This is a genomic window from Amycolatopsis sp. CA-128772, from assembly GCF_002904295.1.
GTDB lineage: Bacteria > Actinomycetota > Actinomycetes > Mycobacteriales > Pseudonocardiaceae > Amycolatopsis.
In genome coordinates this window covers 203127-215615 of record NZ_PPHG01000089.1, presented here as the reverse complement: position 1 = coordinate 215615, position 12489 = coordinate 203127, and the positions used below count along the sequence as shown (strand labels likewise).

Genomic DNA, 12489 nt, shown 5'->3' with positions numbered 1-12489 from the left:
CGGAGTTCATGCCCTCTCAGACGTCGGCTTCGATGGCGAAGGTGTTGCCGTCCGGGTCCTGAAACCAGGCGATACGCCCGCCGCCGGCCCGGGCCGTGATCCCCTTCGCGTCGTGTTCGAGCTGGTCGTAGCGGGTGAACTCGACGCCGGCCGAGGTGAGTTCGTCGACGATCTCGTCGAGGTCGTCGACGTACCAGGTCGCGAGGGTGGCCGGGCTCTTCCCGGCGGTAACGGACTGGTACACGTTCAGGGCCGGTCCGCCACCGGATCCGTAGGTCCGGCTGCCGTCGGCGACGTGGGCGCTCGGGCCGGACTGCAGCGCCCGCAGGCCGAGCCGGCCTTCGTAGAACTCGACCGCCCGGTGAATGTCGGACACGGCGATCGAAGCTCTGACTTGGTACGCGCTCAAGGGCATGGGCCACCCTAACGCGCCGCAGAAAACGGTGGAGTGAGCGCGGCTCGCGCTCTCCGCGAGCAGGGCTCGCCCCCGAACGAGCCCCCCGACGAGTCAGTGAGCGTCTCCGGTGCCCCACCGGGGAACGCTCACTGCGTCGGTACAGCACACCGGCGATCAGTCCTCCTTGGAGGGCCGCGCCTCCGGGGGCAGGACGCCCCAGTCGATGAGCTGCTCGGTCAGCTCGCCCGGGGTCATGTCGTAGATGATCGCCAGGGACCGCAGGTCCTCGGTGCGGATCGAGAGCACCTTGCCGTTGTAGTCGCCGCGCTGGCTCTGGATCGTCGCCGCGTAGCGGGCCAGCGGGCCCACCTTTTCGGCCGGCAGCTGCTGCAGGCGCTCCAGGTTGATCACGATCTTGGTGGCGGGCTCGGCACCGGAGGGGACCCGGCCCTCGGGCAGCAGCTCGACCACCGGCACACCGTAGAAGTCGGCCAGCTCGGCCAGCTTCTGCACGGTGACGGCGCGGTCGCCACGCTCGTACGAGCCGACGACGACGGCCTTCCAGCGCCCACCGGACTTCTGCTCGACCCCGTGCAGGGACAGGCCCTGCTGCTGGCGGATCCCGCGGAGCTTGGCCCCGAGCGCCTTGGCGTAATCGCCCATCTGGTCGTTCTCCGTTCTTCACCCCCTCCCGGTCGGGGTGACCGGGCCGGGGGACTCGCTGAGTCGAATACTCAGAGTAATGGTTACGCATTGTTGTCACCAGGTCAAGCAGGAGCTTGTCGCGAATCACGCCACACCACCCGGAAGGCTGAGCAAAGTGCCTGCTACTGTCGGTGGGAAAGCCCCGACCAGCAGGGGAACAGACGTCCTTTAAGGACCCGTCCGGCGAGGCGGGGAAGGAGTCCGGTTTGTCGTCACGTCCCCGTGACGCGGCTGGTTCGGCCGGGGAGCGCGAGCTCCTGACGGCCGGCGACGTCGCGCGCACGATCGCCCGAATGGCCCATCAGGTCATCGAAAAGACCGCGAACGGTGCGGAGAGCACTACCCCGCCCGTGTTGCTCGGCATCCCGTCCCGGGGCACGCCGCTCGCGGCCCGCCTGGCCGGCAAGATCGGCGAGTTCTCCGGGGTCCGCCCGCCCACCGGCGCCCTCGACGTCACCCTCTACCGGGACGACCTCCGCCGCCGCCCGCCGCGCGCGCTCGAACAGACGCAGCTGCCGCCCGACGGCATCGACGACCGCGTCGTGATCCTGGTCGACGACGTGCTCTTCTCCGGCCGCACGATCCGGGCCGCGCTCGATGCCCTGCGTGATCACGGCCGCCCGCGCGCGGTCCAGCTGGCCGTCCTGGTCGACCGCGGTCACCGCGAGCTGCCGATCCGCGCCGACTACGTGGGCAAGAACGTGCCCACCGCCCGCACCGAAGGCGTCTCCGTCCTGCTGGCCGAGATCGACGGCCGCGACGCCGTCCTGCTGCGACCGGCGGAAGCCGCGGAAGCCCCTGGAGAGGACTCGTGAAGCACCTGCTCGCCACCGACGGCTTGGACCCGGCGCTGGCCACGGCCGTGCTCGACACCGCCGACGAGCTGAAACACACGCTGCTCGGCCGCGAGGTCAAGAAACTGCCGACGCTGCGCGGCCGCACGGTCATCACCCTGTTCTACGAGAACTCGACGCGCACGCGGGTGTCGTTCGAGATCGCGGGGAAGTGGATGAGCGCCGACGTGATCAACGTCTCCGCGTCCAGCTCCTCGGTCAACAAGGGCGAATCCCTGCGGGACACCGCGCTGACGCTGGCCGCCGCGGGCGCCGACTGCGTGATCGTCCGCCACCCGGCCAGCGGCGCCGCCCAGCGGCTCTCGGAGTGGCTCGCCGAACCGGGCACGTCCGTGGTCAACGCCGGCGACGGCACCCACGAGCACCCGACCCAGGCGCTGCTCGACGCGGCGACCCTGCGGGAGCGGCTCGGGTCGCTGAAGGACCGCCGGATCGCCATCGTCGGGGACGTCCTGCACAGCCGGGTCGCCCGGTCGAACATCCACCTGCTTTCCGCCCTGGGCGCCGAAGTCGTACTCGTCGCGCCGCCGACGTTGCTGCCTTACGGCGTCGAAAGCCTTCCGGTGACCGTTTCGCACGACCTCGACGCCGAGCTGCCCGCCGTCGACGCCGTGATGATGCTGAGGGTCCAGGCGGAACGCATGCATGGAGGTTTCTTCCCGTCGGCGCGGGAGTACTCCATTGCGTACGGCCTCTCGGAACGGAGGCAGAAGCTGCTGCCGGACCACGCGGTCGTCCTGCACCCCGGCCCGATGCTGCGCGGGATGGAGATCGCTTCGGCGGTCGCCGACTCCCCGGCCTCGGCCATCACCGAACAGGTCCGCAACGGCGTCCACGTGCGCATGGCGGTCCTCTACCACCTCCTGGCCAGCGAAGGAGCCGCCGCGTGAGCACCGTGATCAAGGGCGCCCGGCCCTACGGCGAAGGCGATCCCGTCGACGTCCTGATCGAGGACGGCGTGATCACCGCGATCGGCGCCGTCGACGTCCCGGAAGACGCTTCGGTCGTCGAAGCCGCGGGGCAGATCCTGCTGCCCGGCTTCGTCGACCTGCACACCCACCTGCGCGAACCCGGCCGCGAGGACACCGAGACGATCGAAACCGGCTCGGCCGCGGCGGCCCTCGGCGGCTACACCGCGGTGTTCGCGATGGCCAACACCGACCCGGTCGCCGACAACGCGGTGATCGTCGACCACGTCTGGCGGCGCGGGCAGGAGGTCGGCCTGGTCGACGTCCACCCCGTTGGGGCGGTCACCGTCGGGCTCAAGGGCGAGAAGCTCGCCGAGCTGGGCACGATGGCGAACTCGCAGGCCCGGGTGAAGGTGTTCTCCGACGACGGCCTCTGCGTCGCCGACCCGCTGCTGATGCGCCGGGCGCTGGAGTACTCGACCGCGCTCGACGTCGTCATCGCGCAGCACGCCGAGGAGCCGCGGCTGACCGTCGGCGCCCAGGCGCACGAAGGCGAGCGCGCGGCCCGGCTCGGCTACACCGGCTGGCCCGCCGCCGCGGAAGAGTCCATCGTGGCCCGCGACTGCCTGCTGGCCCTGCACGCGAACGCGCGGCTGCACGTCTGCCACGTCTCGACGGCGGGCACGGCGGACGTGCTGCGCTGGGCCAAGGACCGCGGCACGAAGGTGTCGGCCGAGGTCACCCCGCACCACCTGCTGCTCACCGACGAGCGCCTGGCCACCTACGACCCGGTGAACAAGGTGAACCCGCCGCTGCGCACCGGATCCGACGCGGAAAAGCTGCGAGCGGCGCTGGCCGACGGGACCATCGACTGCGTCGCCACCGACCACGCGCCGCACGCGGTGCAGGACAAGGACACCGAGTGGAGCGCGGCCCGGCCGGGCATGCTCGGGCTGCAGACCGCGCTCTCCATCGTGACCGAGACGATGGTCCGTACCGGCCTGCTCGACTGGCGCGGCGTCGCCCGCGTGCTGAGCGAGCGGCCCGCCGAGATCGGCAACCTGGCCGACCAGGGCCGCCCGATCGCCGTCGGCGAGCCGGCGAACCTCGCCCTGGTCGACCCGGACGCCGGGTGGACGGTCCGGGGCGTGGAGCTGGCCAGCATCGCGGCCAACACCCCGTACGAGGGAATGCGGCTGCCCGGCGTGGTGACCGCGACGCTGCTGCGCGGGCGGATCACCGCGCGGGACGGGAAGATCTGCTGATGGAGCGCTTCTGGCTCGTGCTGGCGATCTTCGCCTTCTTCCTGCTCTGCCTGTGGGGCATGTACGTCGGCTGGCGGCGCAAGGCCCGCTCGCAGAGCGTGCAGGTGCCGCCGTTCCCGGCCGTCCCCGGCGACGCCGGTGCGGTGCTGCTGGAGTCCACCGGCGTCTACCTCGCCACGACGTTCGCGGAGGAGTGGCAGAACCGGGTCGTCACCCGCGGCGCGGGACTGCGGACTTCCGCTTCCTGGCGGCTGCACGACGGCGGCATCGCCGTCGAGCGCGGGGGAGCGCCCGACTTCTGGATCCCGCGCGAAGCGGTGACCGGCGTCCGGCGCGACACGAAGATCGCCGGGAAGGTGATGGGCACGGACGCGCTGCTGGTCATCACCTGGCGGCTCGGTGACACCGAGCTCGACACCGGCTTCCGCGGCGACGACCTCGACGACTATCCACAGTGGATCGAACAGCTCAAGATCAAGGGAGGTGCCCAGTGAACGCGCGCGCTCAGGCCGCACTGGTACTCGAAGACGGCCGGGTGTTCCGCGGCGCTGCCTACGGCGCGCAGGGGCGAACCCTCGGCGAGGCGGTGTTCTGCACCGGCATGACCGGTTACCAGGAGACGCTGACCGACCCGTCCTACCACGGGCAGATCGTGGTGCAGACCGCCCCGCAGATCGGCAACACCGGCTGGAACGACGAGGACGACGAGTCCTCGAAGATCTGGGTCAACGGCTACGTGGTGCGCGACCCCGCACGCACGCCGTCCAACTGGCGCTCCCAGCGCTCGCTCGACGACGAGCTGGTGCGCCAGGGGATCGTCGGCATCGCCGAGGTCGACACCCGCTCGCTGACCCGGCACCTGCGCGAGGTCGGCGCCATGCGCGCCGGGGTGTTCTCCGGCGACGCGCTCGGCACGGTCGACGACATGGTCGCTTCGGTGCTCGCCGGCCCGAAGATGGAAGGCGCGGACCTGGCCGGCCAGGTTTCGACGCCTCAGCCGTACGTGGTCTCGCCGTCCGGAGATGTTCGCTTCCGGGTGGTCGCGCTGGACCTGGGCATCAAGTCCAACACCCCGCGCCAGATGATCAAGCGCGGCATCGAGGTGCACGTCCTGCCCTCGTCCGCTTCCTTGGAAGACGTGCTGGCGATCGAGCCGGACGGCGTGTTCCTGTCCAACGGCCCCGGCGACCCGGCGACGACGACCCACGCGACCGAGCTGACCAAGCAGGTCCTGGGCCGCGAGATACCCCTGTTCGGCATCTGCTTCGGCAACCAGGTCCTCGGCCGCGCGCTCGGCCTCGGGACGTACAAGATGCGCTACGGCCACCGCGGCATCAACATCCCGGTGATCGACGTGGCCACCCGGTCGGTGGCCATCACGGCCCAGAACCACGGGTTCGCCCTCGAAGGCGAGCCGGGCCAGCGCTTCGAGTCCCCATTCGGTGGGGCGCAGATCAGCCACTACTGCCCCAACGACGACACGGTGGAGGGCGTCCGGGCGCTGGACGTCCCGGCGTTCTCGGTCCAGTACCACCCCGAAGCCGCGGCCGGCCCGCACGACGCGGCCCCCCTGTTCGACGAATTCGTTTCGCTCATGGAGAAGAAGGCCTGATGCCGAAGAGGACGGACATCCAGCACGTGCTGGTGATCGGCTCCGGGCCGATCGTGATCGGGCAGGCCGCGGAGTTCGACTACTCCGGTACCCAGGCCTGCCGGGTGCTGCGCAGCGAAGGCCTGCGCGTGTCCCTGGTGAACTCGAACCCGGCCACCATCATGACCGACCCCGAGTTCGCCGACGCCACCTACATCGAGCCGGTGACCCCCGACTTCGTCGAGAAGGTCATCGCCGAAGAACGTCCTGACGCGCTGCTCGCCACGCTCGGCGGGCAGACCGCGCTCAACTGCGCGGTCGCCCTGCACGAGCGCGGCGTGCTCGACAAGTACGGCGTCGAGCTGATCGGTGCCGACATCGACGCCATCCAGCGCGGTGAGGACCGGCAGAAGTTCAAGGACATCGTGCGCACCATCGGTGCCGAGGTCCCGCGCTCCCGCGTCTGCCACGACATGGACGAGGTCCGCGACACCGTCGAGGAACTCGGGCTCCCGGTCGTCATCCGGCCGTCGTTCACCATGGGCGGGCTCGGGTCCGGCATGGCGCACACGCCCGAGGACCTCGAGCGGCTCGCCTCCACCGGGCTCGCCGAGTCGCCCGTCACCGAGGTGCTCATCGAGGAGAGCGTGCTCGGCTGGAAGGAGTACGAGCTCGAGCTGATGCGCGACAAGCACGACAACGTCGTGGTCGTCTGCTCGATCGAGAACGTCGACGCGATGGGCGTGCACACCGGCGACTCGGTCACCGTCGCGCCGACGATGACCCTCACCGACCGCGAGTACCAGGTGATGCGGGACGTCGGCATCGCCGTGCTGCGCGAGGTCGGCGTCGACACCGGCGGTTGCAACATCCAGTTCGCGATCAACCCGGCCGACGGCCGGATGGTCGTCATCGAGATGAACCCGCGTGTGTCGCGAAGCTCCGCGCTGGCGTCGAAGGCCACCGGCTTCCCGATCGCCAAGATCGCGGCGAAGCTCGCCATCGGCTACACGCTCGACGAGATCCGGAACGACATCACCGGCGAAACGCCGGCGGCGTTCGAGCCCGCTTTGGACTACGTCGTCGTCAAGATGCCGCGGTTCGCCTTCGAGAAGTTCCCGGGCGCCGACCCGGCGCTGACCACGACGATGAAGAGCGTCGGCGAGGCGATGTCGTTCGGCCGCAGCTTCCCCGAGGCGCTCGGCAAGGTGATGCGTTCGATCGAGACCAAGGCGACCGGCTTCTGGACCCTGCCCGACCCCGAAGGCGTCACGCTGGAGTCCACTTTGGACTCGCTGCGCACGCCGAAGGAAGGCCGGCTGTACGAAGTGGAGCGTGCTCTGCGGCTCGGCGCCACCGTCGAGCAGGTGCACGAAGCGTCCGGCATCGACCCGTGGTTCATCGACCAGATCGCCCTGATCGGCGAAGTGGGCGCCGAAGTCCGTGACGCACCGGTGCTGGACGGCGATCTGCTGCGCCGCGCCAAGCGCACCGGCCTGTCCGACCGTCAGATCGCCGCGCTGCGGCCGGAACTGGCGGGCGAGGACGGCGTCCGCGCGCTGCGGCACCGGCTCGGCGTGCGGCCGGTCTTCAAGACCGTCGACACCTGCGCGGCCGAGTTCGCGGCCAAGACCCCGTACCACTACTCGGCCTACGAGTCCGACCCCGACGCGCAGTCCGAAGTGGCCGTCCAGTCGGACAAGCCGAAGGTGCTCATCCTCGGCAGCGGCCCGAACCGGATCGGCCAGGGCATCGAGTTCGACTACTCCTGCGTGCACGCGGCGATCGCGTTGCGGGAGACCGGGTTCGAGGCCGTCATGGTCAACTGCAACCCGGAAACCGTGTCCACCGACTACGACACGTCCGACCGGCTGTACTTCGAACCGCTGTCCTTCGAGGACGTCCTCGAGGTCGTGCACGCCGAGCAGGCGTCCGGCACGGTCGCCGGCGTGATCGTCCAGCTCGGTGGCCAGACCCCGCTGGGCTTGGCGAAGAAGCTCGCCGACGCCGGTGTCCCGGTGGTCGGGACGCCGCCCGAGGCGATCAACCTCGCCGAGGACCGCGGCGCGTTCGGCGAAGTTCTCACCGACGCGGGCCTGCCCGCGCCGCGCTACGGCACGGCGACGTCCTTCGAGGGCGCCAAGCGGATCGCCGACGAGATCGGCTACCCGGTGCTCGTCCGGCCGTCCTACGTGCTCGGTGGCCGCGGCATGGAGATCGTCTACGACGAGGAGACCCTGGCCGGCTACATCCGCCGCGCCACCGAAGTCACACCGGAGCACCCGGTGCTCGTCGACCGGTTCCTCGACGACGCCATCGAAATCGACGTCGACGCGCTGTTCGACGGCGAGGAGCTCTACCTCGGCGGTGTCATGGAGCACATCGAGGAAGCCGGGATCCACTCCGGTGACTCCTCGTGCGCGCTGCCGCCGATCACCCTCGGCCACACCGACCTGCAGGCCGTCCGCCGCTCCACCGAGGCGATCGCGCGGGGCGTGGGCGTGCGCGGGCTCCTGAACGTCCAGTACGCGCTCAAGGACGACGTCCTGTACGTCCTGGAGGCCAACCCGCGGGCGTCGCGGACGGTGCCGTTCGTGTCCAAGGCGACGGCGGTGCCGCTGGCCAAGGCCGCCGCGCTGATCATGACCGGTTCGACGGTCAAGGACCTGCGCGAGAGCGGTGTCCTGCCGGCCGAGGGCGACGGCGGGCAGATGCCGGCCGACTCGCCGGTCGCGGTCAAGGAAGCGGTCCTGCCGTTCCACCGCTTCCGCACGCCCGAAGGGCACGGCGTCGATTCGCTGCTGGGCCCGGAGATGAAGTCCACCGGCGAGGTGATGGGTGTGGACGTCGACTTCGGCAAGGCGTTCGCCAAGTCGCAGAGCGGCGCCTACGGCTCGCTGCCGACGTCCGGCCGGGTGTTCGTCTCGGTGGCCAACCGCGACAAGCGTTCGCTGGTGTTCCCGGTGAAGCGTCTCGCGGACCTCGGCTTCGAGATCCTCGCCACCTCGGGCACCGCGGAAGTGCTGCGGCGCAACGGGATCGCCTGCACGGTGGTGCGCAAGCACTACGAGGGCTCGACCGAAGCCGAGCCGAACATCGTGGACGTCATCCTCGACGGCGGCGTCGACATGGTGATCAACACGCCCTACGGGAACAGCGGTCCGCGCGTCGACGGCTACGAAATCCGCACCGCGGCCGTGTCGCGCGACATCCCGTGCGTGACGACCGTCCAGGGCGCCGCGGCGGCCGTGCACGGCATCGAGGCGCTGATCCGCGGGGACATCGGCGTCCGGTCGCTGCAGGAGCTCCAGGCGGCGCTGAAGGCGAAGTCGTGAGCGGGGGAGAGCGGTTCGGGGCGCGGCTGGCCAAGGCCGTCGCGGCCCGCGGCCCGCTGTGCGCCGGGATCGACCCCCACCCGGGCCTGCTCGAGGCGTGGGGGCTGCCGGTGGACGCCGCGGGCCTGGAACGGTTCGCGCTGTCCGCCACGGAGGTCCTGGCGGCCCGCGCGGCGATCGTGAAGCCGCAGTCGGCGTTCTTCGAAAGTTTCGGCGCGGCCGGTGTCCGGGTGCTGGAACGAGTGGTCGGGACCGCCCGGGACGCCGGCGCGCTGGTGCTGCTGGACGTCAAGCGCGGCGACATCGGCTCGACGATGGCGGCCTACACCGCCGCGTACGTCGCCGACGGCGCGGCGATCGCGGCCGACGCCATCACCGTCTCGCCGTACCTCGGGTTCGGCTCGCTGGAGCAGTGCGCCGCCACCGCGGTCTCGGCGGGGCGCGGCATCTTCGTGCTTGCGCGGACTTCGAACCCCGAAGCGGCCGCGGTGCAGAACGCGAAGCTGCCCGACGGGCGCACCGTGGCGCAGGCGATCGTCGACTCGGCGGCGGCACTCAACGACGGAGCGGAACCGCTCGGCGATGTGGGTGTGGTCGTCGGCGCCACCGTTCCGGCGGGAGAACTCGAGCTCTCGCGGCTGAACGGTCCGGTGCTGGCGCCCGGTTTCGGCGCCCAGGGAGCCACTGTGGCCGATTTGAACGCCCTTTTCGGGGCGGGACTCCCGGGCGTGCTGCCCGCGTCGTCCCGGGACATCCTGAAGCACGGTCCGGAGCAACGGGCTTTGCGCCAAGCGGTCGAACGGGTCGCCGAACTGCTGGCCGACCCGCAGGAAAACGGCCAATAGCAGGGCCCGGAACGGGGTCCCACCAGGCACCCCCGCATTGTGGCCGGTGCTCACGGGTGGGTACCGTCGCGTCACCCACCCAGTTTTGAGAACTACCGGAGGAAAACGTGGCACTTCCCCAGCTGACAGAGGAACAGCGCGCTGCGGCGCTGGAGAAGGCCGCCGCCGCTCGCAAGATCCGTGCTGAGCTGAAGGAGCGGCTGAAGCGGGGCGGTACCACTCTGGTCGACGTGCTGAAGCAGGCCGAGGAGAACGAAGTCCTCGGCAAGATGAAGGTTTCGGCTCTGCTCGAGGCCCTCCCGGGCGTCGGCAAGGTCCGCGCGCAGCAGACCATGGAACGACTGGAGATCGCCCCCAGCCGTCGCCTTCGCGGCCTCGGCGACCGGCAGCGCAAGGCGCTGCTGGCCGAGTTCAGCGGCGAGTGAACGGCGCCGGTCGTGACTACCCGGTGAACCGGGGCGCCGACCGCGGCAGTGAGCCGGTGACGGGGGACTTCCCCCGGCACCGGCTCACCGTCGTATCGGGGCCTTCGGGGGTCGGGAAGTCGAGCGTGGTGGGCGAGCTGCGGAAGCTGGAGCCCGACGTCTGGTTCAGCGTCTCGGTCACCACGCGCAAGGCACGCCCCGGCGAAGTCGACGGGGCGCACTACCACTTCGTCGACCGCGCGGAGTTCGACGCGATGGTCGCCGACGGCCGGCTCCTCGAGTGGGCCGAGTTCGCCGGCAACTGCTACGGCACGCCCCGTGAGCCGGTCGAGAAGGCCCTCGCCGAGGGCCGCCCGGCCGTCCTGGAGATCGAGCTGCAGGGCGCCCGCCAGGTCCGCGCGGCCATGCCGGAAGCCCGGCTGGTGATGCTGATGCCGCCGTCGTGGGAGGAACTGGTCGGCCGGCTCACCGGGCGCGGCACCGAAAACGAGGCCGCCGTGCAGGCCCGGCTGGCCGAAGCGGAGCGCGAGCTGGCGGCGGCGGGGGAGTTCGACCACCGCCTCGTCAACGCCGACGTGCGGGAGGCCGCGGAGCACTTGCTAAACTTGATTACTGAACAGTCTGCCGAAGATTCGGAGCACCCCGCGTGACCAGCCAGGTAGCCTTGACCGAAGAGCTCGAGGGCATCACCAACCCCCCGATCGACGACCTGCTCGAAAAGGTCAGCTCGAAGTACGCGCTGGTGATCTACTCGGCCAAGCGCGCCCGCCAGATCAACGACTACTACGCCCAGCTGGGCGAGGGTCTGCTGGAGTACGTCGGCCCGCTCGTCGAGCCGGGCCCGCGCGAGAAGCCGCTCTCGATCGCGCTGCGCGAGATCCACGGCGGCCTGCTCGAGCACACCGAGGGTGAGTAAACCCCGCGTCGTCCTGGGCGTGGGCGGCGGCATCGCCGCCTACAAGGCATGTGAGGTGCTGCGCGGGCTGACCGAGTCCGGTCACGACGTCCGCGTGGTCCCCACCGAAGCCGCGTTGAACTTCGTCGGCGCGGCGACCTTCGAAGCCCTCTCCGGGCACCCGGTGCACACGGGCGTGTTCACCGAGGTGCCCGAGGTCCAGCACGTCCGCGTCGGCAAGGAAGCCGACCTCGTCCTGGTCGTCCCGGCCACGGCGAACCTGCTCGCCAAGGCCGCCCACGGCCTCGCGGACGACCTGCTGACGAACACCCTGCTCACCGCCCGGTGCCCGGTCGCCTTCTTCCCGGCGATGCACACGGAGATGTGGGAGCACCCGGCGACCCGCGCCAACGTGGCCCTGCTGCGCTCACGCGGGATGGTCGTCACCGAGCCCGACGCCGGCCGGTTGACCGGCGCCGACACCGGCAAGGGCCGGCTGGCGAACCCCGCCGAGATCGTCGACCTGGCCAAGCTGCTGCTGGCCCGCCCCGACGCCCTCCCGCGCGACCTCGAAGGCGTCCGCGTGGTGATTTCGGCCGGCGGCACCCGCGAGCCCCTCGACCCGGTCCGCTACCTGGGCAACCGCTCGTCCGGCAAGCAGGGCTACGCGCTGGCCCGGGTGGCCGCCCAGCGCGGCGCCGACGTCACCCTGGTCGCCGCGCACACGGTCGCGCTGCCGGACCCGGCGGGCGCGGTGGTCGAGCGCGTCTCGACGGCGGAGCAGCTGCGGCAGGCGGTGCACGCCGCGGCCCGGACCGCGGACGTCGTCGTGATGGCCGCCGCGGTCGCCGACTTCCGGCCGGCGGACCGGGCCGAGCACAAGATCAAGAAGTCCGACGACCAGCCGGACCCGGTGATCACGCTCGACCGCAACGCCGACATTCTCGCGGAATTGGTGCAGAACCGGCGTCCCGGGCAGGTCGTCGTGGGATTCGCCGCGGAAACCGGCGACGAACACGGCAGCGTGCTCGACCACGCCCGCGCGAAACTGAAGCGCAAGGGCGCGGATCTGCTGGTCGTCAACGCCGTGGGCGACGGCAAGGCGTTCGGCACCGAGGACAATTCGGGCTGGCTGCTGGGCGCCGATGCTAGGGAAATACCCCTACCTCTCGTGCAGAAAGCCGAACTTGCGTCCAGTCTGTGGGACGCTGTTGTGAGCTTCATGAAGCGTTGACCGTCCCCCGAGCGATAGTCAGTACGCTTGCACAG

13 protein-coding genes are annotated in these 12489 nt (G+C 70.7%); 11 read left to right on the top strand and 2 right to left on the bottom strand.

What is annotated here, in order from left to right:
* Positions 1–16: 16 nt before the first annotated feature.
* Positions 17–376 carry a VOC family protein gene (locus C2L59_RS40115; RefSeq protein WP_233223952.1) on the bottom strand — a complete coding sequence of 120 codons (360 nt, stop codon included), beginning with the start codon at positions 374–376 and terminating at the stop codon, positions 17–19.
* 195 nt (positions 377–571) lie between these two features.
* On the bottom strand, positions 572–1060 hold the full coding sequence (locus C2L59_RS40110; protein WP_003096372.1) for a transcriptional regulator: 489 nt from the start codon (positions 1058–1060) through the stop codon (positions 572–574).
* A gap of 248 nt (positions 1061–1308) precedes the next feature.
* On the opposite strand from C2L59_RS40110, the gene pyrR reads away from it, so the two are divergent.
* The 11 genes from pyrR to coaBC all read left to right on the top strand — a co-directional run bounded on the left by pyrR (position 1309) and on the right by coaBC (position 12454).
* The gene (gene pyrR / locus C2L59_RS40105; protein WP_103354795.1) at positions 1309–1917 is read left to right on the top strand and encodes a bifunctional pyr operon transcriptional regulator/uracil phosphoribosyltransferase PyrR; all 609 of its coding nucleotides are present in this window, start codon (positions 1309–1311) and stop codon (positions 1915–1917) included.
* A complete protein-coding gene (locus tag C2L59_RS40100) occupies positions 1914–2846 on the top strand; it encodes an aspartate carbamoyltransferase catalytic subunit (RefSeq protein WP_086841743.1) in 933 nt (310 codons plus the stop codon). The genes pyrR and C2L59_RS40100 overlap by 4 nt, the downstream gene beginning before the upstream one ends.
* Positions 2843–4129 carry a dihydroorotase gene (locus C2L59_RS40095; protein WP_103354794.1) on the top strand — a complete coding sequence of 429 codons (1287 nt, stop codon included), beginning with the start codon at positions 2843–2845 and terminating at the stop codon, positions 4127–4129. Before C2L59_RS40100 ends, C2L59_RS40095 begins: the two co-directional genes overlap by 4 nt.
* Entirely contained in the window at positions 4129–4623 is a 495-nt protein-coding gene (locus C2L59_RS40090) for a transporter (protein WP_103354793.1), read from the top strand. Before C2L59_RS40095 ends, C2L59_RS40090 begins: the two co-directional genes overlap by 1 nt.
* The gene (carA, locus tag C2L59_RS40085; RefSeq protein ID WP_103354792.1) at positions 4620–5741 is read left to right on the top strand and encodes a glutamine-hydrolyzing carbamoyl-phosphate synthase small subunit; all 1122 of its coding nucleotides are present in this window, start codon (positions 4620–4622) and stop codon (positions 5739–5741) included. Before C2L59_RS40090 ends, carA begins: the two co-directional genes overlap by 4 nt.
* Positions 5741–9055 (top strand): carbamoyl-phosphate synthase large subunit, encoded by a 3315-nt coding sequence (gene carB, locus C2L59_RS40080; RefSeq protein ID WP_103354791.1) that lies wholly within the window; start codon positions 5741–5743, stop codon positions 9053–9055. The genes carA and carB overlap by 1 nt, the downstream gene beginning before the upstream one ends.
* Entirely contained in the window at positions 9052–9900 is an 849-nt protein-coding gene (gene pyrF / locus C2L59_RS40075; protein ID WP_103354790.1) for an orotidine-5'-phosphate decarboxylase, read from the top strand. The genes carB and pyrF overlap by 4 nt, the downstream gene beginning before the upstream one ends.
* A gap of 107 nt (positions 9901–10007) precedes the next feature.
* Complete coding sequence (gene mihF, locus C2L59_RS40070) at positions 10008–10325, top strand: integration host factor, actinobacterial type (protein WP_013224622.1); 318 nt, start codon at positions 10008–10010, stop codon at positions 10323–10325.
* Complete coding sequence (gene gmk, locus C2L59_RS40065; RefSeq protein WP_103354789.1) at positions 10322–10975, top strand: guanylate kinase; 654 nt, start codon at positions 10322–10324, stop codon at positions 10973–10975. The genes mihF and gmk overlap by 4 nt, the downstream gene beginning before the upstream one ends.
* Positions 10972–11241 (top strand): DNA-directed RNA polymerase subunit omega, encoded by a 270-nt coding sequence (rpoZ, locus tag C2L59_RS40060; protein ID WP_072480291.1) that lies wholly within the window; start codon positions 10972–10974, stop codon positions 11239–11241. Before gmk ends, rpoZ begins: the two co-directional genes overlap by 4 nt.
* A complete protein-coding gene (gene coaBC / locus C2L59_RS40055; RefSeq protein WP_199199562.1) occupies positions 11234–12454 on the top strand; it encodes a bifunctional phosphopantothenoylcysteine decarboxylase/phosphopantothenate--cysteine ligase CoaBC in 1221 nt (406 codons plus the stop codon). The genes rpoZ and coaBC overlap by 8 nt, the downstream gene beginning before the upstream one ends.
* Positions 12455–12489: the final 35 nt, after the last annotated feature.

Excerpts from the sequence above, each read along its gene's own strand:
- carB (WP_103354791.1), top strand. The coding sequence starts at position 5,741 with ATGCCGAAGAGGACGGACATCCAGCACGTGCTGGTGATCGGCTCCGGG.
- C2L59_RS40110 (WP_003096372.1), bottom strand. The coding sequence starts at position 1,060 with ATGGGCGATTACGCCAAGGCGCTCGGGGCCAAGCTCCGCGGGATCCGC.
- C2L59_RS40090 (WP_103354793.1), top strand. The coding sequence starts at position 4,129 with ATGGAGCGCTTCTGGCTCGTGCTGGCGATCTTCGCCTTCTTCCTGCTC.